Origin of the sequence: Bacillus halotolerans (assembly GCF_004006435.1) — a bacterium.
Classification (GTDB): domain Bacteria; phylum Bacillota; class Bacilli; order Bacillales; family Bacillaceae; genus Bacillus; species Bacillus halotolerans.
In genome coordinates, this window is sequence record NZ_CP029364.1 from 1,233,477 (window position 1) to 1,256,550 (window position 23,074).

24 protein-coding genes are annotated in these 23,074 nt (G+C 49.3%); 1 reads left to right on the forward strand and 23 read right to left on the reverse strand.

Going from position 1 to position 23,074, the window contains the following annotated elements; all coding sequences use genetic code 11:
* Positions 1-4: 4 nt before the first annotated feature.
* The 21 genes from DIC78_RS06235 to DIC78_RS06335 form a co-directional block, all read right to left on the reverse strand.
* The gene (locus DIC78_RS06235; RefSeq protein WP_024120506.1) at positions 5-658 is read right to left on the reverse strand and encodes a rhamnogalacturonan acetylesterase; all 654 of its coding nucleotides are present in this window, start codon (positions 656-658) and stop codon (positions 5-7) included.
* 3 nt (positions 659-661) lie between these two features.
* The gene (mgrA, locus tag DIC78_RS06240) at positions 662-1,672 is read right to left on the reverse strand and encodes an L-glyceraldehyde 3-phosphate reductase (RefSeq protein WP_127695746.1); all 1,011 of its coding nucleotides are present in this window, start codon (positions 1,670-1,672) and stop codon (positions 662-664) included.
* Positions 1,673-1,681: 9 nt separating this feature from the next.
* Positions 1,682-3,520, reverse strand: a complete 1,839-nt coding sequence (locus tag DIC78_RS06245) for a rhamnogalacturonan lyase (protein WP_127695748.1) — start codon at positions 3,518-3,520, stop codon at positions 1,682-1,684.
* 49 nt (positions 3,521-3,569) lie between these two features.
* Positions 3,570-5,414 carry a rhamnogalacturonan lyase gene (locus tag DIC78_RS06250; protein ID WP_476995479.1) on the reverse strand — a complete coding sequence of 615 codons (1,845 nt, stop codon included), beginning with the start codon at positions 5,412-5,414 and terminating at the stop codon, positions 3,570-3,572.
* A 139-nt stretch (positions 5,415-5,553) separates the two neighbouring features.
* Positions 5,554-6,183: a YesL family protein gene (locus DIC78_RS06255; protein ID WP_105991310.1), complete on the reverse strand. Its 630-nt coding sequence runs from the start codon at positions 6,181-6,183 to the stop codon at positions 5,554-5,556.
* Positions 6,180-6,842 carry a YesU family protein gene (locus DIC78_RS06260; RefSeq protein ID WP_024120502.1) on the reverse strand — a complete coding sequence of 221 codons (663 nt, stop codon included), beginning with the start codon at positions 6,840-6,842 and terminating at the stop codon, positions 6,180-6,182. The genes DIC78_RS06255 and DIC78_RS06260 overlap by 4 nt, the downstream gene beginning before the upstream one ends.
* Entirely contained in the window at positions 6,835-7,533 is a 699-nt protein-coding gene (locus tag DIC78_RS06265) for a rhamnogalacturonan acetylesterase (RefSeq protein ID WP_127695751.1), read from the reverse strand. Before DIC78_RS06265 ends, DIC78_RS06260 begins: the two co-directional genes overlap by 8 nt.
* A 13-nt stretch (positions 7,534-7,546) precedes the next feature.
* Complete coding sequence (gene yesS, locus DIC78_RS06270) at positions 7,547-9,832, reverse strand: transcriptional regulator YesS (protein ID WP_127695753.1); 2,286 nt, start codon at positions 9,830-9,832, stop codon at positions 7,547-7,549.
* A gap of 22 nt (positions 9,833-9,854) precedes the next feature.
* Positions 9,855-10,889, reverse strand: coding sequence for a rhamnogalacturonyl hydrolase YesR (gene yesR, locus DIC78_RS06275; RefSeq protein WP_106021477.1), 1,035 nt, complete (start codon positions 10,887-10,889; stop codon positions 9,855-9,857).
* A gap of 15 nt (positions 10,890-10,904) precedes the next feature.
* Positions 10,905-11,795, reverse strand: a complete 891-nt coding sequence (locus DIC78_RS06280) for a carbohydrate ABC transporter permease (protein ID WP_101863659.1) — start codon at positions 11,793-11,795, stop codon at positions 10,905-10,907.
* Between the two features lie 3 nt (positions 11,796-11,798).
* Positions 11,799-12,728, reverse strand: coding sequence for a carbohydrate ABC transporter permease (locus DIC78_RS06285; RefSeq protein WP_038954162.1), 930 nt, complete (start codon positions 12,726-12,728; stop codon positions 11,799-11,801).
* Entirely contained in the window at positions 12,725-14,008 is a 1,284-nt protein-coding gene (locus DIC78_RS06290) for an ABC transporter substrate-binding protein (RefSeq protein WP_103672149.1), read from the reverse strand. Before DIC78_RS06290 ends, DIC78_RS06285 begins: the two co-directional genes overlap by 4 nt.
* A 103-nt stretch (positions 14,009-14,111) precedes the next feature.
* Positions 14,112-15,227 (reverse strand): response regulator transcription factor, encoded by a 1,116-nt coding sequence (locus DIC78_RS06295; protein WP_106022448.1) that lies wholly within the window; start codon positions 15,225-15,227, stop codon positions 14,112-14,114.
* A complete protein-coding gene (locus DIC78_RS06300) occupies positions 15,227-16,960 on the reverse strand; it encodes a cache domain-containing sensor histidine kinase (RefSeq protein ID WP_127695755.1) in 1,734 nt (577 codons plus the stop codon). The genes DIC78_RS06295 and DIC78_RS06300 overlap by 1 nt, the downstream gene beginning before the upstream one ends.
* The gene (locus DIC78_RS06305) at positions 16,957-17,586 is read right to left on the reverse strand and encodes a YesL family protein (protein WP_106021481.1); all 630 of its coding nucleotides are present in this window, start codon (positions 17,584-17,586) and stop codon (positions 16,957-16,959) included. The genes DIC78_RS06300 and DIC78_RS06305 overlap by 4 nt, the downstream gene beginning before the upstream one ends.
* A 114-nt stretch (positions 17,587-17,700) precedes the next feature.
* Complete coding sequence (locus tag DIC78_RS06310; RefSeq protein WP_420867030.1) at positions 17,701-18,003, reverse strand: YesK-like family protein; 303 nt, start codon at positions 18,001-18,003, stop codon at positions 17,701-17,703.
* A gap of 30 nt (positions 18,004-18,033) precedes the next feature.
* Entirely contained in the window at positions 18,034-18,579 is a 546-nt protein-coding gene (locus DIC78_RS06315) for a GNAT family N-acetyltransferase (protein ID WP_127695757.1), read from the reverse strand.
* 123 nt (positions 18,580-18,702) lie between these two features.
* Positions 18,703-19,272 carry a spore coat protein CotJC gene (gene cotJC / locus DIC78_RS06320; protein WP_024120490.1) on the reverse strand — a complete coding sequence of 190 codons (570 nt, stop codon included), beginning with the start codon at positions 19,270-19,272 and terminating at the stop codon, positions 18,703-18,705.
* A 14-nt stretch (positions 19,273-19,286) separates the two neighbouring features.
* Positions 19,287-19,550 carry a spore coat protein CotJB gene (gene cotJB, locus DIC78_RS06325; RefSeq protein ID WP_024120489.1) on the reverse strand — a complete coding sequence of 88 codons (264 nt, stop codon included), beginning with the start codon at positions 19,548-19,550 and terminating at the stop codon, positions 19,287-19,289.
* Positions 19,534-19,782 carry a spore coat-associated protein CotJA gene (cotJA, locus tag DIC78_RS06330; protein WP_024120488.1) on the reverse strand — a complete coding sequence of 83 codons (249 nt, stop codon included), beginning with the start codon at positions 19,780-19,782 and terminating at the stop codon, positions 19,534-19,536. The genes cotJB and cotJA overlap by 17 nt, the downstream gene beginning before the upstream one ends.
* A 72-nt stretch (positions 19,783-19,854) precedes the next feature.
* Positions 19,855-20,484, reverse strand: a complete 630-nt coding sequence (locus DIC78_RS06335) for a TetR/AcrR family transcriptional regulator (protein WP_106022451.1) — start codon at positions 20,482-20,484, stop codon at positions 19,855-19,857.
* A 250-nt stretch (positions 20,485-20,734) separates the two neighbouring features.
* Here DIC78_RS06335 and DIC78_RS06340 point away from each other — a divergent pair, with 250 nt between their 5' ends.
* Positions 20,735-21,718: an amidohydrolase family protein gene (locus tag DIC78_RS06340; RefSeq protein WP_127695759.1), complete on the forward strand. Its 984-nt coding sequence runs from the start codon at positions 20,735-20,737 to the stop codon at positions 21,716-21,718.
* 57 nt (positions 21,719-21,775) lie between these two features.
* Here DIC78_RS06340 and DIC78_RS06345 read toward each other — a convergent pair whose 3' ends face one another.
* Complete coding sequence (locus tag DIC78_RS06345) at positions 21,776-22,624, reverse strand: NmrA family NAD(P)-binding protein (RefSeq protein ID WP_127695761.1); 849 nt, start codon at positions 22,622-22,624, stop codon at positions 21,776-21,778.
* Complete coding sequence (locus DIC78_RS06350) at positions 22,621-23,073, reverse strand: nuclear transport factor 2 family protein (protein ID WP_127695763.1); 453 nt, start codon at positions 23,071-23,073, stop codon at positions 22,621-22,623. Before DIC78_RS06350 ends, DIC78_RS06345 begins: the two co-directional genes overlap by 4 nt.
* Position 23,074: the final 1 nt, after the last annotated feature.

A 23,074-nucleotide genomic window follows, 5' to 3' on the forward strand; every position in this document is an offset into this window, starting at 1 on the left:
TCCTTCACCCTTCTTTGACGATAGATTCTGTTAGTGGCAGGCCCAGCTCTTTCATGCCTTTCGCTACGAGTTTTGCCATTTCATTTGCGCCTTTTTTTGTAAAGTGCGTGTAATCGTCAATCCCTTCTGAAACCATAAAATAGGTGTATACTTTTTCTTCGCCCTTCTCAGTAAAGAAAGCGAGGCTTTTTTCCATTAGATCAATGAGCTGGACATTCTCCTCAGCGGCTGTCTGCTTCATGGCAATGCAATAATCAGGAAAGTCGTTCAAAAACACGCCGTTTTCATAATGAAAGCGGGCTACTGGGGTAATGAGAAGCGGATGCGCGCCTTTTTCTCTAGCGCCTGCGATATACTGCTTTAAATATTGTTTATAGGTGGTATAGGGCTCGGTGTAGCGCTCCGGCTTATTTTTCGACGCGTCATTATGGCCCATCTGCACAAACAGCCAATCATCCGGCTCAATCACATCAAGGATCGCCTGAAGCCTGCCTTCCTCCACAAAGGTTTTTGAGCTTCTGCCGCCGATCGCTTTATTGATCACCTGAATATGCTCCGGCAGATGCGAACCGAGAAACTGCCCCCAGCCCCCTTGATTTGTACTTTCTCCATACGTTTGGACAGTCGAATCACCAGCAAGATAAATATGATGTGCCATGTCTCATTCCCCCTCGTTTTTTTCACTTAATATAAACTCAATGGCAGAAAGCTCCTCGTTTGAAAAGTCCGCTGATTGCAAGGCTTGAACGTTTTCCTCTATTTGTTGCGCCCGGCTTGCTCCAATTAAAACGGAGGTCATCCGGGCATCCTTCAAAAGCCATGAGAGCGCCATTTGCGGGAGCGATTGTCCCCGTTCTTTCGCAATATTATTCAGCCTTTGCGCCTTACTGACCGCCCTTTCGGTTATGTGCTCCGCCTGCAGGAATGGACTGTTCGCATCCTTTGCTCTTGAGGTTTCCGGGATGCCTGAAACGTACTTTGTCGTGAGAAGCCCTTGAGCGAGCGGCGCAAACGCGATGCAGCCGGCTCCCTTTTTGTCCAGCACATCAAGCAGCCCTTTTTCCGGATCTCGGTGAAACATCGAATATCGCGTCTGATGGATGGCGAGCCGGACTCCGAGCTGTTGTAAAAGATCGGCGGCGCGCTCTGTCTCTTCAGGGCTGTAGTTTGACAGTCCGACATACAAAGCTTTTCCTTGACGCACAAAGCCCGCCAGCGTCTCCATCGTTTCCTCAAGCGGCGTTTCAGGATCAGAACGGTGCGAATAGAAGAGATCCACATAATCAAGCCCCAGCCGCTTTAAACTTTGATTCAAGCTGGCAGTCAAATGTTTTTTCGAGCCGCCATTGCCATACGGCCCCTTCCACATGTCATAGCCGGCTTTAGTGCTGATGACGAGTTCATCACGGTAAGGCGCAAAATCCGTTTTCAGCATGCGCCCGAACATCTCCTCAGCGGAGCCGGGCGGCGGGCCGTAATTGTTGGCCAGATCAAAATGGACGATGCCTGCATCAAATGCGGCTCTCAGCATGGACCGCGCGTTCTCCGGAGAATAGGCAGCACCGAACTGATGCCAGAGGCCGAGAGAAATAGCGGGAAGCCTTAATCCGGTTCGCCCGGCTTTGTGATAGGTCATTTTGTCATAGCGTTCAGTCTTTGCTTCGTATCCCATACATTCCTCCTAAAGCGGCGTCTCCGCTTTGTTTCCCGCTATGTACAGAGCGGGCTTCGGCGGTTTTTTCATTCCTGTTCCGAGATAAAAGCTTGTGTGCGGCGGCTGGTTGTACGCGGTGTTCTGCCAAGCGATTCCAAGCCTGTAAACCGGATCGTGCATCAGTGTGTAAAAACGATGGCGGGTAAGGTGTGTCGTTGTATAGATACGGAGCGCACTGCTGTCTTCGGTTCTCCAAATGACCTCTTCCCGCCAGTCTCCGAACAGGTTGGCCTGAAGAACCGGGTTTCCTTTTGTCCCGTTGTTGGACAGCACACCTTCCGGCTGAAAAATCGTATTTAAACAGCGGTTTTCAGCATCCCACTTTTCAATCTTTGGTTTGCCGATCGTTCCATTCCATTCATGATCCAACAGCTCCCTGACCAAGTCCCCGTCCCACCAAATGGAGAAATTGGCGGAAGCAGGCGCTTTGTCGCTGATTTTTTCTCCTTTGCTCGTATAGAGCCCATATGACATTCCTTCATTGCCCGGCGGATCGATTCCCCAGACGAGCGATCCCTTGTACCGAGGGTCAATGTGAGCCGCCATTCCTCTGCCGACATCTGTTCCGGCATGGACGCCCCATAACACCTCGCCCGTTCCGGCATCACGCAGCGACAACCCATACGGCTTGCTTGCGTCCTCATGAACCTGAAACACTTCAAGCCCTTTGCGTGACGGATCTAGATCGCCGACGTGCATGGCGTCTCCGTGTCCGAGTTCCGTCGTGTACAGACCGGTTCCGTCATGATCAACCGCCATGGCGCCGTAAATAATTTCATCCTTTCCATCTCCATCAACATCGGCAACGCTCAAGCTGTGGTTGCCCTGTCCCGCGTATGCTTCATGCCCCGGCTGATTGGAATCAAACGTCCAGCGTTTCTTCAGCCTGCCATTCCGGAAATCATAAGCGACGAGTACTGTTCTCGTATAATAGCCCCGTGCCATCACCAGGCTCGGCCGCTCTCCATCCAAATAAGCGATTCCGGCGAGAAAACGGTCCATGCGGTTTCCGTAGCCATCTCCCCAATCCTCCAGTTTTCCCCGAGGCGGTTCATAATCGACAGTCGTGAGCGCTTCACCGGTTTCCCCTTTAAACACTGTCAAATATTCCGGACCTGACAGAATACGGCCCTGCTCATTCCTGAAATCGGCATGCGCTTCACCGATGATGTTTCCTTTGCCGTCTATTGTGCCGTCGGCTGTTTTCATAGCGATTTCTGCTTTTCCGTCACCGTCTAAGTCATAGACCATAAACTGCGTGTAATGGGCGCCTGCTCTGATATTTCTGCCGAGGTTGATCCGCCACAGAAAAGTGCCATTCAGTTTATAGGCGTCAATGAGGACGTCTCCGGTATATCCGTCGTGGGCGTTATCTTTTGAGTTGGACGGGTCCCATTTCAGGATGATTTCATATTCTCCGTCCCCATCCACATCTCCGACGCTCGCGTCATTGGCGCTGTAGGTATACGGTTTTCCGTCCGGCGTCACGCCGCCTTCGGGTTTGATAAGCGGGAGCTCGAGAACGTTTTCCCGCCAAACGGGAGCTTCTTTCGAAAGCCTTTCTTCCCGGCCTTTATAGACAGCCGCCACTTGATAGAGAGAGTCCTCCGTTCCCTTTTCATCGAGAAAATTGGTGCTATCCGAAATCGGTTTGCCAGTGATCCGATCTCCGTTCCGATAAATGTGAAAAGTAACAGTCTCATGATCGGTTCCGAGAAAACGCCAGCTCACAAATACGCCTTGCTCCGTTTTGACCGCGATTAGGCCTCTGGTCAGGTATTCCATTTGCCTCTTTTTCGGTTTCATTTTAAATGGGAACGGGCCAAGCGTGCGGCCCGTTCCTTCCCCCCTTCTGTTAAGGCGTATACATATTCGGTTTAGACTGTGCCGCCATGCCGTCTCCTAAAAAGAAGCTTGTATGCGGCGGCTGGTTATACGCGACATTTTGCCAGGCAATGCCGACCCGGTACACAGGATCATGCATCAGCGTATACAGCCTGTGCTCGGTCGGGATTGTGGTGGTGTAGATGCGGAGCGCACTGCTGTCCTCGGTTCTCCACACAGCTTCCTCCCGCCAGTCACCGAGCAGATCAGCCTGAAGAGCCGGTGTTGCTTTTGTAGAGTTATTGGAGGCAGCACCTGATGCAGTCAGCAGGTTTTTAGAAACGCCGTTTTGATAATCCCATTTATCGATTCGGTTGCTGTCCAGCTGTTCCCGCAGCAGGTCACCGTCCCACCAGATGCCGAAATTGGTTGACGATGGCACACTGCTGCCGATTTTGGCGCCTTTCGATGTGTAAAGGGAACCGTTCGCCCAAACCTCCTGTCCCGGATAGCGCGGATCAATATCAGCGGCCATGCCCCGGCCTACATCCTTGCCGGCGTGAACACCCCAAATGATTTTTCCTGTTGCGGCATCCCGAAAGGATAAGCCGTATTGCGCGTTTTTGTCCTCATGAACCTGAAATACTTCAAGCCCTGGCCGGCTCGGATCAAGATCTCCGGCATGCAGCGCGTCTCCGTGGCCTAAGCCTGTCGAGTACATGCCTTTGCCGTCATGGTCAACAGCCATTGAGCCGAAGATGATTTCATCCTTACCGTCTCCGTCCACATCTGCAATGCTTAAGTTGTGATTGCCTTGTCCGGCGAAAGCTTGATTACCCGACTTAGAGGAATCCAGCGTCCAGAGCTTTGACAGTTTTCCGTCTCTGAAGTTATACGCAACAAGCATGGTTTTGGCGTAATAGCCTCTAGTCATAATCAGGCTCGGACGCTGTCCGTCGAGATACGCAATGCCCGCAAGAAAACGATCGACCCGGTTGCCGTAGCTGTCACCCCAATCCGATACGTTCCCTCGTGCCGGTTCAAAGTTTGAAGTGACAAGCTCTTTTCCCGTTTCACCTTGAAAGACAGTCAGGTACTCAGGACCAGAAAGCACACGCCCCTGCTCATTTCTGTAATCGGCATTCGCATTTCCGATCACTTTTCCCTTGCCGTCTTTTGTTCCGTCAGCGGTCTTCATCGCCACTTCCGCTTTTCCGTCACCATCCAGGTCATACACCATAAACTGAGTGTAGTGTGCGCCCGCTCTGATGTTTTTGCCGAGACCGATTCGCCATAATCTTGTTCCGTCCAGCTTATACGCATCAATAAACACTTCACCCGTATAGCCGTCCTGTGAATTGTCCTTTGAATTGGACGGATCCCATTTGAGGATCAGCTCATACTGCCCATCGCCATCCACATCGCCCGTACTGGCATCATTGGCACTGTAGGTATAGGCTTCGCCCTTTGGTGTCGTGCCGCCAGCCGGTTTATCAAGCGGAACGGAATGATACGGCTGTGCCCATACAGAGGCTTTTTCAGAAGCGGCCTGCTCGGTTCCGTTTACAACAGCCCGAATGGAATACGATGAGCCAGCTGTTCCGTTTTTATCGATATAATTCGTGGATTTGACAGGCGAAGCATTCAGCTTTTGTCCGTCTCTGTACACATTAAACGTCACAGATGCGTTTTCTGTCCCAAGAAACCGCCAGCTGACAAAAATGCCGCCATCCGTTTTGACTGCCACAAGGCCCCGGTTCAGCGCTTCCATCTGCCGCGCCGCTCCTTCTGCTTTGACAGGAAACACAGAAGCCCCCATCATCAACAACACCAACAATGTGAGAGTGGTAAACATGCTTTTTCTTCGTCTAATCATCAGACAGCTCCTTATCATTTATCTGTAAGCGCTTACTTAAATTGGATTTTATGCGCTTGAGGAGCTGTCTTCAATGTCACTTTTTTGCATAAACGTTTTTGATTGGCTGCACTTTTTTGCCCGTTTGTCATTTTTTTGTTTATCCGGCCTGATGGCGGTGCTGCGCCTCTGTTTTTTGAAACCCTCTGAAAGCAAAAAACATCGACACGAGCCCAAATAAACTTGGGCCGTAAAATGGGATCAGGCCTGGAAGCGTATACAGCAAATAAAGCACAAATCCGCAGCCGATCAGCATGCAGCCGGTGGTCAGCGGCCGCATGGCGCCAAACAGCAGCGCTTGGGGAATATATTGGCGAAGCGGAAGCTCGTAATGCACATAAAGAGGAAACACATACATGAGCGCGACGGTATACAAAAGCCCCGCCAAGAGGGTGCAGCTCGTCACGGTAAAGGACAGCCAATCCGCACTTGCCGAAAAATAATAATAATTAGCCGACAAAATAAGCAAAAGGGCAAAAAACGCAAGTCCAATCGCATTGACCTTCAGAAACTCTTTTTTGTAGGTCTCCAGAAATAACGCAAATACCGGGACATCTTTTTGTCCCATCAGCCATTTCCGTATGACGGCACACATCGCGGCTGTGCTCGGCGCCCATCCGAAAAGAACGCCGCCCAAAAGTGTAAACAACAGCCACAGCCCGTTCAGCCACGCGATTTTCACAACCGCTTCACAGCCTGCATAAAGCGCATCCGTCACAGTCGTCTTCATCTTCTCACCGCTTGGTGCACAGACAAATCACGATAAGCGGCTTTCATCGGCGCCATTTGCCTCAGCCCGATTTTTCCTTTTGTTAACACAGGTCCGAATGTGCTTCCGTCATCCTGCCACTCCAGAATGGGCAGATCATTGATCGAAAAATGCACATACCCTTTATCCTTAATAAGCTTCATATGATACGGGGAATCAGCGTCGTCCGGAGAAGGCAGCGGATCAGCTCCCATTGCAGCGAGGTGGAAACCGCGGCTTTTTCTTACATTGCAGGTGCGGAACGCTCTTTCCTCCGGGTATTTTCTGCGGAAATACGACAGATGGAGCGCATTGATGTCTCCGGAATGGTATTCGGGGTACTTTCCTGTTCTTTTCTTGAGTCGCGGGTCAAATAAGTCCTCGCCTCCGATGCCGGCAGCCGCGAAAAACAGCATACACAGCCCCGGCTGTTCAATCGGGTAAAAATCCCACTTCACAATGATGCCGTCGGGAAATGTTTCCGGGCACCAATAAACAAAGTGCGCTTCGTCCTGTACATGTGACAGGTGCATACGGTGATCTTCGAATGAAACCTGCCCGCCTCCCTCCATCCGCCAGTCCTTCACATCGCTTGCTGAACGGAGCGGATTGCGGTACAGGCATGCGCCTTCTTTATACATGTTCTTTCCCCTCCCGGCTCACGAGATGGTCCTTCAGCGGAAAGCTGATTTCTTCGATGCCTTCAGCAACGAGCTTCGCAACCTCCATGGCCCCTTCTTCTGAAAAATGCGTATTATCCTCAATGCCATCTGGATAATTCGGATGTTCATTCGGCTGGAGCCACACGAACAAACGCTTTGACTCCTCCGGTCCGTATGCTTCATAAAGCGCCTTTGTTTTCGTTAACAAATCAATGACCGGCACATCAAGCTCCTTCGCTAACGCTTTCATCGCATCCGGATACTCACCGAGCGTGTGCTCAATCCTTCCGTTTTCATCAAAGCGGCGGCGCTGCACCGATGTAACAAACACAGGCTGTGCTCCTTTTTCTCGTGCTGTTTCCGCAAACAAAGTGAGAAATTGCTGATACGTCGAGTACGGCTTCGTCCCCCGCGGTTTCTGGTCATTGTGGCCGAATTGGATAAACAAATAATCGCCTTGTGCTATGCACTCAGCAATCGCCTGAAGCCTTCCTTCCTCCACAAAAGAGTTGGTGCTCGCTCCCCCTTTGGCGTGATTGCGCACTTTCACCTGTTCAGTGAACAATTGACCGAAAACCTGCCCCCAGCCTGCCATCGGCGCTTCATGCGGCGGGCAGTCGCTTACGGTGGAATCCCCTGCTAAAAACACCTGAATCGGTTTTTCCATCACATGTCCTCTCCTTTCACGGCGTTTCCTGATACATTTGCCTGAAAACTCCCGGCGGCATGCCGACCTGCTTTTTAAAAATCCGGTTGAAATAATTGTGGCGATAGCCGACTTCTTCTGACACATCATGAATTTTTTTATTTGTATTTACCAGCAGTTCTTTTGCTTTTTCAATTCTGATGCGGGTCACATAATCAATAAAATTAACGCCCGTCACTTGTTTAAAGGCCTTGCTCAAGGTATAAGAATTCATGCCCAGCGCATCCGCGCAGCTTTCAAGAGAAAGATCCGCCATATACTGCTCATGAATCATCGCAATCACACGTTCTGCCACCTGTTTTTGCTGTCTGTTTTTCCTGCCTTCAAGCTTGGCGAGGTACGGGGTGACAACCGCATCCATCAGCCAGGCAGCCGCCTGGACAGGCTCATGCAGCTCGGATATTTCCCGAAGCATATCCCTGTTGCCAAACAGCTTGCTCGGATGAAGGCCGGAATGCAGAATATCCTCCTGGATGCGGGAGAACAGCTGAATCAGCGCAGAATGCACTTGTCTGTCGCTGACCGCCTTTTCGGCCAGTTCATCCATACATAAGCGAATCAGCTCTTCTGCTTCCTCTTTTCTTTCCAGCCGAATGGCCTGAACGATTTGCTTTTCAAGTTCAAAAGGATAGCAGGGTGCGGATGGCTCAGCCTGAAAAACATCATCCTGCAAATCTATGATCTGATGGCGATTGGCAAAACACCTGCGGGACTTGCCGCTTTTCACATCCTTAAACAGAGATGGGATATCCATAATACGGGCCGATTGCCTGCTCATTGTTCCGGTCAGGCTTAGTCCCGTGACAGCACCAAATATGCGGGCCAGCTCTGAAACATATCCCCTCAGATCCGAGCCGCTCGTTTTCATCACAAGCACGGTGACGGAAAGGCGGCCAATATCAAGAATTGAAGGTTGAAAACGGCGGTTTGCCGCAAGTTCCTCATGTAAATTGGTCAGTGTAAACACAGCAAGCTGTTCATCATCGGCATAGAACATGCTCTTATCACCACGAAGCCCTGTCACCTGAAGATCAAGCACGTGAAACACGTGTTCTCCGATGGCCCAGCCCGCATCCTCCATCCGCGATCTGAGACTGTCCTCTGTGTCATAATAAAAATCACCCTGAAGCAGGTGCTGCAAAAAACTCTTTTTCATATGGGGCGTCTGCCGGAGCAGCTGCTCATGAAGCCTCCGGCTCTCAAGGGAAAGATCATTCCATCTCTTTTCAATCCACTTAAATTCGTCCTGGCCTGACGCCTGCCATGCTTGTTTCTCTCCTCCCGTAAACAGTCCGAGCAGATGCTGAATCGGGCGATAGATTTTCCTCGAAGCGTACCACGTCATGCACACAGCCAAGCCGATACAAACGACAAGCATCACAATAATCACCTTTGATAAAAACACCATCGGCGCTGTAATGGCTGAAAGAGGCGCTGCAGAAACAAAGGTCCACTTCTGATGCATTCGCTTCATTTCTCCATAGGAGACGGAATACACCGTGCCGTCCCAATCCATCTGAAAATGGCCTTTCTTGTGAGGCTGTTTTTTCACCTCATTCATTAAAGCATTTTCAAAATCCTTTTCTCCTCCATGGAAAAGCACCTCTCGCTTTTGATCCAGAAGAAGCGCGCTGCCTTCAGGATAAGGAGACAAACTTTGCAGGAGCGCCTCCATTTCTTTCGGATCTACCGTCAGCATGATCGCGCCAAACGGTTTCTCAGCCGCACCCGGAATGAGCTGAATCAGCGCGGCGTCTTTTCCCGATCGGCTCCAATAAATACTCCGATCGGAGTCGAGAAGCGAGCGGTATTTGCGAAGCATATCCTGTTCTGTCAGTGCGCTGTATTCGGGGCTCAGCACAAGAGGCCGGGGGCTGTTCAGAAAGATAGAAGCCTGCTGAATCAGCGGCTGCTGGTCCCGCAATAGAAACAGCTTTTTCGTTATTTGATAGGAGAATGTAAAGTCTTTCTCCAAATCCTTCTCGGCCAATCCGTTCATCAGCGAGGAATCGTATGCCATTTGGGCAAGTGTCAGCTCAAGGTCTTCCAGCTTCTCATCCATCCGGCTGACTTCACGCGCCACCTGTGTTTCATGCGACTTTTGCAGCTCTTTCTCCACCTTATCGATAGACAAAAAGTAGATGGCCCCGCCTGTCAGCAGTCCGGGAATACAGGCAATCAGCAAAATGAAAACAAAGTTTCTTTTGAAATACGTTCCCTTCCAGTGTGAAACCCGTTCTTTCTGTTGAGGCTGTTTTTTCATCCCTTTCCCCCCGCCGCCGTCTTTACTGATATACGCGTTTTTTCGTTCTCAGCACATCAGCGAGAAATGTGAGTGCAAGCCCCTGACCCCAGCCTTGTATTCGTTTGTAAGGCACTTGTTTGTATCCTTCCGCATTTTTCATGACGGCTGTGCCCGCGGATACTTTGCTGACACGTCCGTCCTCTTCCACCGCATCCAAAATGGCGGCAAGTGATTTCTGCGCGTATTTTGTATAGAGCTTCCCGCTCGACAGCAAAGCAGAGGCAATGCCCGCCGATGCGGAAACCTCCAAATACGAATCCGGATCATCCAAAATGGTATGCCACAGCCCTGAATCGTCCTGCAGCCGGACAAGCGCGCTCAGCTGGTCTCTGAGCGATCCGTCAATGATCATAAAAGAAGGATGCGTCACCTCAATGAGCGGGAGCGCTTTTGCCATCGTGAGCGCAGCCCAGCCATTCGCCCGCCCCCAATAAATCCCCGACAGGTGGTTTTGCGCTTTGTTGTCCCAGGCATGGTAATACAGATTGGTTACGGGGTCCTGCAGCACGTCCTCATGTCCATGAAACTGGCGCAGGCCGTCCTCGAAGTAATCCTCACGCTCCATCACACGGCCGATTCTCAGCATAAACAGCCCCGCCATCATCAGCGTGTCCGCCCACGCCTGCTCAGGAAACACATAATCCGCCGAGTTCACCGTATGCTGAAGAATACCTTCTCCAAAGCGCGGCGCATGATGAAGCACATATTCCGCCATCTCGCCAGCCGTTTCCAAATAGACGTGATCTCCCGTCACCTGATGCAGAAACAAAAGCGTATGGCCGATTGATACACCGTTGATCGACAGCGGCGGCAGCCCATCCTCAAGCTGTTCATCCACCCACGTTTTTAACAGTTTGATATACTCCTCGTTTTCCGTCGCTTCATACGCCTCCGCCACGCCGTAAAATGCGACGCCGCCTGGCCAATCCCACGCAAAATCCATTTGAAATGTCCGTTTCACGATTCGGTCAATAACGGCTGTGACCTTTTCTTCATCAAAGATAAGCTGTGCCATCTGCAACACTCCTTTTTATTTTAATCCGGTCGTACTGATGCCCTGAACGATATATTTTTGAAACAGAAAGAATACGAGAATCACAGGCAGCAAAGAGACGGCCGACATGGCAAACATCGCGCCCCAGTTCGAAGCGGATTCCGTATCGAGGAAAAGCTTCAGCGCAAGTGAAACAGGATAAAGCTCCGGCTTATTCAAATATAAGAGCGGCTGAATCAGCTCCTCCCACTTCCAATAGAAAGAAAAAATCGCAGACGTCGCAAGCGCCGGTGCAATGAGCGGCAGAATGATCCGCCAAAAACAGGCAAAGCGCCCGCACCCGTCGATTCTCGCTGCTTCATCCAGCTCCTCAGGGATCGTCCGGATAAACTGGATCATCAGAAAGATAAAAAACGCATGCCCGAAAAATTGCGGAACAACAATCGGTTTAAATGAATTCAGCCAGTCTAATTTCGCAAACATAATGTACTGCGGAATCATCAGCACTTCATGCGGCAGCATTAACGTCCCCATCATACAGGCGAACCAAAATGCTTTTCCTTTAAACGGGATGCGCGCGAAGCCGTAGGCAATGACAGCCGATGACAGAACGGCGCCGATTGTAGACAGCCCGACAATGATCGCCGAGTTTTTAATAAAGGCCCAAAACGGCTGACCCGCAATGCCCTTCCACCCTTCAGCATAGTTGCTGAGAATAAAAGGATCTGGAATGAGAGAATGAGAGGTTGTGAAAATACTGGAGCTTTCTTTAAAAGAACTGACAAACAGCCAAATGACGGGATACAGCAATAACACCGCCAGTGACGCCGTAAAAACATGGAACAGAATGCGTTTTGGCCTGATGCGCCCGGCTTTTTTCCCTTCAAACACCGGGGCTTGCCTGACAGGCTGGTTGACCGGCTCCATCCGTTATTCCTCCTTTGATTCGTAGTGAACCCAATATGATGATGTTTTAAATAAAATCAGCGTAATCAGCCCGACAATGATCAGCATGATCCACGCCATCGCCGAGGCGTAGCCCATTTGAAAATAGTTAAACGCCCGCTGGAACAAATAGAGTGAATACAATAGCGTCCCGTCAAGCGGACCGCCCTCGCCTTTTGAGATGATATAGGCTGGGGTAAAGGTCATAAAAGCAGAAATCGTCTGCATGACCAGGTTAAAGAAAATAATCGGCGTCAGCATCGGAAGCGTGATCCTAAAGAAGCGCTGCACGCGGTTTGCGCCGTCCACGCTGGCCGCCTCCAAGTACGATGCCGGAATGTTTTTCAGCCCGGCCAGAAAAATCAGCATGGATGACCCAAACTGCCAGACGGACAGCAGAATCAGCGTCCATAACGCGCTTGTCGGGTCTTGGTACCAGAGAATTTTTTGATCGATCCCGACAAAAAACAGCAGCGCATTGATGACCCCGTCATTGCCGAAAATATTGCGCCACATAATGGCAACAGCCACACTTCCGCCGATGATAGAAGGCAGATAAAACAGCGTCCTGTAGATAGCCGTCCCCTTTGCCGCATTGTTTAAAATGACGGCAATAAAAAGCGCGAAGCCGAGGCGGAGCGGAACCCCGGCAAGCACATACGTGAAAGTGACCTTCAGCGACTGCCAATACTTTTCGTCACCCGTAAACATTTCCTTATAGTTATCGAGCCCGATCCATTTCGGCGCCGTAAACAAGTCGTAGCTTGTAAAGGACAGAAACAGGGACGCGCCCATCGGAATCACCGTAAAACAGAAGAAGCCGATAATAAACGGAGAAATAAAAGCATATCCCGCCAGATTGTCTTTTCTCATACTCCGGCTTATTTTCATTCTGTCAGCCCCATTTCCCGTCAATTATTCCTCTCTAAAATGTCATTGGCCTGCTTCCGGAATGTTTTGGCGGCTTTTTCCGGCGATACCTTCTGATACAGAATCTGATCAGACGTATCCTTCAGCAGCTTAATAACCTCCGCGCTTCCCACCGGCTCTGGCGGATCGGCTTTGCTGATATTTTTCGACGCGGCTTCCACATATTCCACAATGTTGGCCTCTTCCTCATTCAGCTCCGGTTTAATCGCATCTGCCACCTTGTCGGATACCGGAACGCCCCGCTCGCCTTTAATCAGCTGGTTCGCTTCTTCATTATTCACGAAGAAATCAATAAACTTCGCGGCCTCTTTTTTATGCTCTGAGCTTTTCGGAATAGAAAACAGCATACTCGGCTTCAGCGTCAGCGCTTTTTCCTTCATTTGCTGCGGCGGCAGATAGAGAGAAAGCGGCGAGTCTGTCAGCCGGGCAAAGCCTAAATATTGATTCGAGTAGTTCCATGTAATGGCTGATTTGCCTTTGACAATAAAGTCATCTTCCATCCCCTTAATTTGGGCGCTTTCGTCCGGTGTTGGCGATGTTTTTGCTTTGACCAGTCTCAGCTGCCGCTCAAAATAGTCAACAAACAGCTTGTCATCCTGATACGCAAGGCCCGTGCCGTCCTCTTTATAAAAACGCTCACCCTTTGTGCGCAAATAATACGGGAAGAAAATATCAGGCGGGTGCATTCCGTTAGATCCGTATACGCCGGCTTTTTCCTGCAGCTCATACGCCAGCTTCTCATAATCCTTCCACGTCCAGTTTTCCTGATGAATTGAAACACCGGCTTTCTTCAGCAGATCATCATTGGCAATCACAGAAAGCACGTTGACCCCAAGTGTAAATCCGTAAAGCTTTTCGTCAATTTTTCCGCCGGACAGCATATTTTCATCGATTGAACTGACATCAATTGTTCCGTCCTTCATATATGGCGTTAAATCCTCAAGCTGATTTTTCTTTCCGTATTGCGCCAAATATGCCGTATCCATTTGAATGACATCAGGCAGCTGGCCCGCGGCAGACATTGGCGCAAGCTTCTTCCAATAGTCATCCCAGTTCGCAAATTCCGCTTCAATATGGACGTGCGGATTCTTTTTCTCATATAATTCAATGACCTTTGTTGTATAGTCATGCCGCGGCTGTCCGCCCCACCATGCGATTCTGAGCGTAATGTCTTCCTTTTTCCCTGATGCTTCTTCACCCGCAGAACATCCGCTGAAAAACAAGACGCACACAAGTGACAGCAGCACGTAATAAACCTTCTTCACATCAATCCCCCCTTTAATGTAAGTGCTTACATTTTATTTTAAAGGGTTGTGACGGGGCGAAACACTCAAAAAACAGTGGCGAAAGTTAAAAAAACAGAGATGGCTACCCTGCGGAAGCGCCTCCCTGTTTTCTTCTGAATTCTGACGGTGTCAGACCAGTATATTTTTTAAAGACGAGACTGAAATACTTCGGATTATCACCGAATCCGATTTCTTCCGCGATTTCTGATACACTCACATCCCGCCTCAGCTTCATCTGCTTCATCGCATGCTCAAGACGCACCCGCGTAACATATTGGGAAAACTTTTCGCCTGTCTCCTGCTTAAAGATTTTCCCCAAATAATCAGGGTTCATAAACAGCATATCTTTTGCTGCCCATTTCAGAGAGAGATTCGGATTGCCAAGCTCGTCGGCGACAAGCCTGGTGATTTTAGAAATCAATTCACTCCGCTTTTGGTCACCGGCCGTTTCAGTTGCTTCCCGGAACAGCTGTCCTGCGTCCTGCAGCTCCCCCGTCCGGCTGATGATTACCCGGCAGCCTGCAAAGCCGTCCGCCGCCTTTTTCTCCAGATCAGGCGTGCCCTCCTCCACGGCAAACACCGCACGTCCTCCGCTGCAGCAAAAAGCTGTCAGCGAGGAACCAAACGCCTCTCTGGCGGCAGAATCTTCAGGCTGAGTGTTCTCCGCGATGATAAGGCGAATCTTCTTACCTGCAAGCGAAGGCGGCGGAGACAGATGGGTGACACCGGCAATCAAGCCTTCCAGGTATTGATCAGCCGCAAAGGAACGGATATGATTCAGCTCATGTTTCAGGTGGGCGGCTTTCTTCTTCCGCACATCATGCAGCTTCAGCTCGGCGATGATTTCCTCTAATGAACGGATAATCTGCTGTTCATTGCAGGGCTTCAGCAAATAATGCCTTACCCCGTATTTCATCGCTTCCTTCGCGTACTCAAACTCCCCAAAACCAGACAGGACGATAAATTGCACGGACGGGCAGACGGCTGACACCTTTTTGATCAGCTCAAGCCCGTCCATACCGGGCATTTTTACATCAGTGACGACGATATGCGGCTGCTTGTTTACGATCTTCTCATACGCTTCAATTCCGTTCTGCGCTTTTCCGACTAAAGAAGCGCCAAGCGTCTCCCACTCAATGATCCCTGCCATTCCGTCAAGAATGATTCTCTCATCATCAGCAAGCAGTATTTTGTACATCACACCACCTCATTTCGGCACGGTATTGTCAGCAAAATCGTCGTTCCCTTCCCTTTCTCGCTTTGAATGCGTAAGCCATACGGCTCCCCGAACATCAGTCGGATGCGTTCATGAATATTCCAGAGCCCGATCCCTCTTCCGCCCGTTTTTTCAAGAATACGTTCGTCCATGCCGGGCCCGTTATCTTCGACAGTAATACAGACGCAGTCCTCCGTTTTTTTCGCTTGAAGGCGGATGGCGCATGGCCGAGTAAAAGGCTCAAGCGCGTATTGAATCGCATTCTCCGCCAGCGGCTGGAGTGTCAGCTTCGGAATTCGGCAATGCTTCACCTCATCGGCGATGTCCAGTGTGAAGTTCAAGCGCTCCTCAAACCGGAACCGCTGAATCGTCATATAGTGAAGCACAATATCCGCCTCCTCCTGAAGGGTCACTGTATCTTCTTTGATGTGAATGCTGTTTCGCAGGAGAAAACCGAGCGATTCCACCATTTGAGAAATTTGCTTCTGCTGATTCGCTTTCGCCAGCCAATTGATGGACTCAAGCGTGTTATACAAAAAATGCGGGTTGATCTGGGCTTGCAGCGCCTTCAACTCTGTTTCTTTAATAATAAGCTGCTTTTCCACATTTTCTTCCATCAGCTCATTGATCCGCTTCATCATCACGGTAAAATGGCGGTTCAGCGTTCCGGCCTCATCTTGTGTATGTTCCGGCAATGACAGCGACACGCCCGCCTCAATCCCGCCGTGCTGCACCGATTTCATTGCGGATACAAGCTGCTCGATCGGCTCTGTGATGCTGTTGGCAATCTTCCGCCCGAAAAGCAAAACCACACTGAAAAACAAAAGAAAACACGTACCGATTACCGTTTTCATAAAGGAAATTTTCGCGAACATCTGATCAAAGGGGATGACATTGTAGTAGCTCCAGTTTTGATAGGATGATTGAAGGAAAGAAATAAAATAACGTTTGCCATTCTTTTTTACCAAGTCATAACCAGGATGCCGCAGCGTCTGCTTTGTCATCTCAGGCGTAAGCACCGATGCATGTGCCGAATACACCAGATTGCCGTCCTTGTCTGCGATCATCATGTCTCCGACCGAATCGCCCCAATCCTTCGGCAAGTCACGAATCATCTGTTTCACATTCACTTGAATCAGCACCATTCCCAAGCCATTTAAACTCAGCTGATGAAACGATCTGATTTGCCGCGCTGAAATCAGGACAGGATCTGAATTGCCCAAGGTCATCCAAAGATTTCTGCCTTTTTGCGCTTTCGCCCGTTCAAATGCCTCTTCCTGCTGCTGTTTCATAAGGTCCGATGAACTGCTTCCGGCGGAATACTCTGAGCCGCGGGCATCAATCAAATGAATCGAATCAATGTACTTTTCATCGCCGGCATATTGCGCAAGCTGATCCCACAGCTCCTGCTTCATTTGATACTGGTCATACGTATCATCACGGTTTTGCATGCTGAGAATGCGCTGAATTTGTTCATCGGTAATGATTTCATATGATACATCTTCAATTTTCTTCAGCTCGTCTTCAATCCGTTCAGAAGACATCCGCAGCACCTCCGAGGATTTGCGGTAAATCTGCTCATCATAGACATGAAAAGCGTACTGCACCCCGCTGTATACAAACAAAAAGGACACGGCCATAATCAATGACAGAAACACAAACAGCTTATCCTTAATCTTCATCCGCCTGTACCAGCCCGCGACTCTTCCTTTCATGCCGCCTTTTCTTTCTCCTGCCGCTGATCTATTGACATAAATGCTGTAAAGGACAGCTTCGTTAACAACAAGCTCAGCGCGCTGCCGCTGAAAAACAGCAAAAACGTCACATGAAACAGCACTAGAAACAACATTCCGACCGCACCCGCTGCCATCATCAGCGTCACCAATGGCCGGCTGAAGGCAATCAAAAAGCTGATGCTCAGCACCTGTCTGAGCTTTACATCAAAATGAGAAAAGACCGGAAACACATATAACAGCACAAACACGAAAATCAATCCGATGCTCATAAACACATTCACCAGCACAGGCTGATTCATCTGAGCGGCAATCCGTATATCCGCAAACAAAAACAAGCCGGCCGTCACAAGAATGAGCCCCAACAGCTGAGCTGCACCCCACTCCTTCTTAAACGTCCGGATAAACAAAGAAAACACCGGGACATCCGTGTTCCCCTTCGCCCACTCTCTCGCCACTGAAAACATCGCGGCCGTAGCAGGCATCAACCCAAACACGACGAGCCCGGCAAGAGAAAACAAGATCCACAGCACATTTACATAAGCCAGTCTCATCACCCATGTACAAAAACGATTCAGCCCATTTGTCAGGCTATGTATCATCGACATCACCTTCCCACTACAGAAAACGCTTTCATTGTAAAGTAATATGTATTTCTCCACTCGAAAGAAAATTCCTGCCGGCCCGTAAAAAATTCGACATCATTTGAGACGGCAAATGTCTTACCTTCTCCTGATTTGCCTTTTCAACAGCCGGAACACTGTCTCGATCAAGTACCCGGCAAACGCTCCGACTATCACATGAATCCCAAGCATGCCCAGCGCCATGCCATCCCAGCCGCCGACAAAAAAGATGCTGCACCAAATTGTGATCACACCGAGAACAAGCAGCCCACCCAGTATCCATTCCGGCCATTTATTTTGCGGCATCCTCAACCGCAGAAAAATGAAGACACAAGCGGAAATACAAGCCGTCGCAATGGCCATCACATAAAAAAGATCATCCGCCCCGTCCTCCCTTTTCAAAAAGGCAAAAAAGCCCCCTAAAAAGGACGCTTATTCTGACTTGTTCAGTTTTTTCTCAAACAAATGAAACCCCGAGGCATCTGATCCCTTGAATTCATATCCCATTCTCCGGTAGAAGGAATGCAAGGCGTCGTTATCAGCAACACAATCAAGACGGATCCGCTTCTTCCCCGGATACTCAACACCCGTCTCCGTCCATGTGAGAATCTCGGCCCCAAGCCCATTCCCCGCAAACCGGCGGCTGACCGCCAGACGATGCAAATAAATGGACTCTTCGTGCCCCTCGTCTCCCCAAAGCGTTCTGTCCCACTCGCTCGGCTCAGGCAGAAGCATCACTACACCGGCCAGCTCTTGATCTTTCTGGAACACAAACACATGTCCGCTTTCAATTGAGCCAACAATATCATGTGAGTCATGCCCCTCCAGCAGCCCGCTCCATTGGTCAGAGCCCTGGTCCCGCAGCCATTCAGCCGTACGGACGAGCAGTCCCGTTATTTGCTCTGCATCCTCACGATCTGCCAGGCCGGCGTAAAAATCATTTGCGACAGTTTCTTTCGTAATCTTAAAAGATGTCATAAAGGCCCCCCGATCAAAACTAAACTTACATGCATACCTTCATTATAATGCAAGCAAACGACAAAAAAACAGAATATTTTGTCTGTATGTAAAAGGACGCATGAAGGGAGCCCCCGCTGCCTGTTAAAAGAGTTTCTTCTTATCCCGTTCTTCTTTTAAAATCTCAACCGCTTCCCTGAAGCGCATAGAATGCACAATTTCACGTTCACGCAAAAACCGCAGAGAATCGTTCAAATCAGGATCATCCGAAATATCAATCAGCCACTGATACGTCGCACGCGCTTTTTCTTCTGCTGCGATATCTTCATACAAATCCGCAATCGGATCGCCTTTCGCCTGAATATAGCTTGCCGTAAAAGGCACTCCCGCCGCATTGTGATAAAAAAGCGCGCCGTCATGATTCGCGTAATGATCGCCAAGCCCGGCTTCACGCAGCTGCTCCGGCGTCGCATCTTTCGTCAGCTTATACACCATCGTCGCAATCATTTCCAGATGAGCAAACTCCTCCGTGCCGATATCTGTTAAAAGGCCGATGACCTTATCAGGAATGGTATAACGCTGGTTCAAATACCGGAGAGCCGCGGCCAGCTCGCCGTCCGCTCCGCCATATTGCTCAATCAAATACTTTGCCAGCGTCGGATTGCACGTGCTGACCTTGACGGGATATTGCAGCTTCTTTTCATACACCCACATTCAAGCATTCCTCCTTATACTTGCCACGGCCATGGCCCTCGATTCCAATCCCAATCCTCACCCGCGGGGCTGTTGCCGTACTGCAAAAGCGGTCCGTAAGATGATTCGAACTGTCTTTTTAAGTGCCTCGAATAACCGGAATATTGATTAAATTGCTTTAGCGCGTCTTCATCATCAGGATGTGTATCTAAATACAGACTCAGCTCAACAAGCACAAAATCCGCTGCTTGAATCTGCTCAAGCTGGCGGTAATATTCCGCATCAACCTTTTTTGTCATGTGTGTCTCCCCCTCGATAAGGATTTTCATAAAAATCATAGAGATCCTTCCAAAGGGTGCCTTTCCTTAAAGCCTCCATCGGCGAAAACTGCTCCATATGCTCAGGCTGAAAGGTCATATAGAGGTTAGGCGGCGTTCTGTAATATTTCTTCCCTATGGGCGGACAGGGATCAAAACGGCTGTGAAAGGGCGTGTATGATTTAACAGGTGTAAACGGCTGCATATCCTTCATTCTGGCTCCTCCTTTCTCAAAAACAATGACCTTAATAGGTATGAGGCAGGAGGCGTCATTATGACAAAAATCTTAATAAGGAAGCTTGATTTGTTTTTCTATACCCGCAATTCGGAGAGGTCCCAAAAGCGTTAAACGTGTTAATTGATTTGCCATAAATAAAGGACTGTACTTCATGCCGCTTTCCAGCCAGGAACAAATCACCCCGATATGGGCGGAGGTGATATAGCTGACCAGTATCTCTTTCGGAATCTGAAGCTGTTTCTCAGATTCTTCAATGGATGAGAGCAATTCCTCGTAAATTCGTTTCTGAACGAATTCCGCCATCAGACTTCTGAATTGAGGAAGCCCTCTGTCACTCATCATCACTTGAAAGTACTCGGCGTGTTCATGGATGTACTCAAAGAGCCTCACAAATGAAACAGGCGGATGATCCTCATCCATACTGACCGGTTCCACCGGCGTCTCAGGCTTAACCTGCCGGATCAAATCATCGAGAACCTCCGTCATGCTTTGAAACAGAAAATCCTGTTTATCCCGATAGTGCAAATAAAAAGTGCCGCGGGTCAGATCCGCTTTTTCAGTAATTTCCTGAATCGTAATCGAATTGGCTTCTTTTTCTTTCAACAGTGCGATCAATGCGTCTCTTAAAAATTTGTTCGTTCTTTTGACTCTCGGATCTACTTTATTTTTTTTAGACATTTTTTACCTCCTTGTCTAACTTTTATTTTCTTCTGGACAAATCATCAGCTGATGTCTTCTTCTAAACGTTTGCACGTTCTCTGTTTATTGACCTTTTCCCAAAATCTACTGTACCATGAACTTACATCTTGTACATGATGTAAAGTAATAAACACGATGTTCATTACCTATTGAAACGAAGCTTCGTGACGTAAAATGAGTGCACTCCATCTGATCTACACCAGCCATGATAAAGAGAGGAGCCTTTGACATGAATGGAAAAATCGCATTAGAAGAGCACTGGGAATCTCCTGATTTTCCGGCAACGGGAAGTCACAATTTTACTGACGATGAATATTTCAGCGCTGTCCAAAAACGATTGCAGGAATTCGAGAAACGGATTGAAGACATGGATAAAAACGGCATCCAAACGTCGATTCTCTCATTAACCCAGCCGGGGATTGAAGGAATCACCGATCCTGACAGAGCTGTGAAACTCGCCAAGCAAATGAACGATCACGCTGCGGAATTCTTCGTTTCCAAACATCCAGACCGTTTTAAAGCATTTGCGGCGGTTCCGCTTCAAGATCCTGAAGAAGCAGCGAAGGAGCTGGAGCGGGCAGTAAACGAACTCGGTTTTGTCGGCGCCTTGGTCAACGGCTACAGTAATATCGGAGACGAAAATACCGCTCAATATTTAGACGAGCCACAGGTACGCCCTTTCTGGGAGAAAGCTGCACAGCTTCAGGTTCCCGTCTATCTGCATCCGCGTATCCCGCTGCCAAATCAGCAGCGTATCTATGAAGGCTACGAAGGCCTCCTCGGCTCAGCGTGGGGCTTTGGGGTTGAAACAGCAACACACGCCATCCGCCTGATTCTGAGCGGCCTGTTTGACGAATATCCTGATTTGACCGTAATTCTCGGACACTTAGGCGAGGGTCTGCCGTTTACGCTGCCGCGTGTCGAGCACAGACTGCGCCATCAGCGCCCTGAGACCCATGGAAACCATAAAAAAGCGCCGACTGAATACCTCCGCAAAAACTTTTATCTCACAACAAGCGGCGTATTCAGAACACAGGCATTAATTGATACATTGTTAGAGGTCGGCTCTGACCGCATCTTATTCTCGGTGGACTATCCGTATGAAACGATGGAAGAAATCTCTTCCTGGTTTGACCAGTGTCCAATCAGTGAAACAGACCGATTCAAAATCGGCACCGAAAACGCGGCCAGCCTTTTTAAACTCAATAGATAAAAAGAAGACCTTCGGCAGAGCCGAAGGTCTTTCTAGACTATTCAGTCCAAAATAAGGTCAGCGCGTCCAGTACGAAACGTGATCAGCCGCAAACTCATCCAGCGAGCGGGGCTCTTTTCCCGTGACACGCTTCACTGTATCCGTCACCCGGTGTTCGGCACCATGGCGAATCGCTTCTTCTAATTCCGCCATAAAGCGGGCGTAATCCGCAGGCAAACCTGCTGTTTCCATCCTGTTTTGCAGTTCGGAAGAAGAAATGCTGACATGCGTCACCGGACGTCCCGCCGCGGCTCCGATGATCTCCGCCGCTTCAGCGTAGCTCAGCGCCTCAGGTCCCGTCAGAATATGATGAGTATTATGAGGCGCAATGTCAATCAAAGCACGCACTCCTGTTTCCGCAATATCATCAGCATCAATAAAACCAAGTTTCCCTTCACCCGCCGCCGTGATGATTTGCCCCTCAGTTTGAATGGACATGCGATGCTGGACATTGATGAAGTTTTGCATGAAGTATGACGGCCGCAGCACCGCCCATTCCGGAAACCCGCGTACTGCACGATGCAATGCCCCAAACACAGGACCATCCTCAGAAACAGCGGACGCGCTGAGCATCACCACACGTTCAGCACCGAGCCGCTTTGCTTCCTTTAAAAATGGAAGCACATAAGGAGACGGATCAAACACACCAACCGGCGCAACGAGGTAAATCCGCTTCATCCGCTCCAATGCAGGCGTAAAGCTGGACTCATCCTTCCAATCAAAATATACATACTCCGCATTGCTAATCTCGCCCTTTTTCCTGCTCGCGATGCGAACGCTGTAACCCTGCTCAATTAACCGTTTAGCAATCCGGCTCCCTGTCGTGCCGGTTCCTCCCGTAATCAGAATCTGATCGTAACTCATCATTTTTCATCCTCCTCTGTTTGTATAAATGTTTCAATGGTTTCTCCAAACGTCTTATTGACGACAAGCGGATTCCAATAATCCTTATAATGCAAAATGCTGCCGTCCTTCGTTTCAATCACACTGATATAGGTTTGCCGGTAAGGCAGCCCAGTCGCGATCGCATAGCCTTCACATTGAAACTCCGCAATGATCGTGTTTGTATCAGCCGAGCGATACACTGTCGGAGCAGTAAAAGCAGAAATATGAATGTTATCAGGAAAATCCTTAATATAATCGTAAATGGCCGCCTTCCCTTCAATTCTTTCCGGAAATCCCTCTGGCGCATAGGGAAACTCCAATACGGCATGTTCATCCCACAGCTCTGTCCAGCGCTCCATATCCTTTTCAAGCATATATTGCATAAATTGATTCAGTGTGTCACATGCTTTTTCGTATTCCGTCATCATCATG

Coding starts and splice junctions, on each gene's coding strand:
- DIC78_RS06235 (WP_024120506.1), bottom strand. CDS start 658: ATGGCACATCATATTTATCTTGCTGGTGATTCGACTGTCCAAACGTAT.
- mgrA (WP_127695746.1), bottom strand. CDS start 1,672: ATGGGATACGAAGCAAAGACTGAACGCTATGACAAAATGACCTATCAC.
- DIC78_RS06245 (WP_127695748.1), bottom strand. CDS start 3,520: ATGAAACCGAAAAAGAGGCAAATGGAATACCTGACCAGAGGCCTAATC.
- DIC78_RS06250 (WP_476995479.1), bottom strand. CDS start 5,414: ATGATTAGACGAAGAAAAAGCATGTTTACCACTCTCACATTGTTGGTG.
- DIC78_RS06255 (WP_105991310.1), bottom strand. CDS start 6,183: ATGAAGACGACTGTGACGGATGCGCTTTATGCAGGCTGTGAAGCGGTT.
- DIC78_RS06260 (WP_024120502.1), bottom strand. CDS start 6,842: ATGTATAAAGAAGGCGCATGCCTGTACCGCAATCCGCTCCGTTCAGCA.
- yesS (WP_127695753.1), bottom strand. CDS start 9,832: ATGAAAAAACAGCCTCAACAGAAAGAACGGGTTTCACACTGGAAGGGA.
- yesR (WP_106021477.1), bottom strand. CDS start 10,889: ATGGCACAGCTTATCTTTGATGAAGAAAAGGTCACAGCCGTTATTGAC.
- DIC78_RS06280 (WP_101863659.1), bottom strand. CDS start 11,795: ATGGAGCCGGTCAACCAGCCTGTCAGGCAAGCCCCGGTGTTTGAAGGG.
- DIC78_RS06295 (WP_106022448.1), bottom strand. CDS start 15,227: ATGTACAAAATACTGCTTGCTGATGATGAGAGAATCATTCTTGACGGA.
- DIC78_RS06300 (WP_127695755.1), bottom strand. CDS start 16,960: ATGAAAGGAAGAGTCGCGGGCTGGTACAGGCGGATGAAGATTAAGGAT.
- DIC78_RS06305 (WP_106021481.1), bottom strand. CDS start 17,586: ATGTCGATGATACATAGCCTGACAAATGGGCTGAATCGTTTTTGTACA.
- DIC78_RS06315 (WP_127695757.1), bottom strand. CDS start 18,579: ATGACATCTTTTAAGATTACGAAAGAAACTGTCGCAAATGATTTTTAC.
- cotJC (WP_024120490.1), bottom strand. CDS start 19,272: ATGTGGGTGTATGAAAAGAAGCTGCAATATCCCGTCAAGGTCAGCACG.
- cotJB (WP_024120489.1), bottom strand. CDS start 19,550: ATGACAAAAAAGGTTGATGCGGAATATTACCGCCAGCTTGAGCAGATT.
- cotJA (WP_024120488.1), bottom strand. CDS start 19,782: ATGAAGGATATGCAGCCGTTTACACCTGTTAAATCATACACGCCCTTT.
- DIC78_RS06335 (WP_106022451.1), bottom strand. CDS start 20,484: ATGTCTAAAAAAAATAAAGTAGATCCGAGAGTCAAAAGAACGAACAAA.
- DIC78_RS06340 (WP_127695759.1), top strand. CDS start 20,735: ATGAATGGAAAAATCGCATTAGAAGAGCACTGGGAATCTCCTGATTTT.
- DIC78_RS06345 (WP_127695761.1), bottom strand. CDS start 22,624: ATGATGAGTTACGATCAGATTCTGATTACGGGAGGAACCGGCACGACA.
- DIC78_RS06350 (WP_127695763.1), bottom strand. CDS start 23,073: ATGATGATGACGGAATACGAAAAAGCATGTGACACACTGAATCAATTT.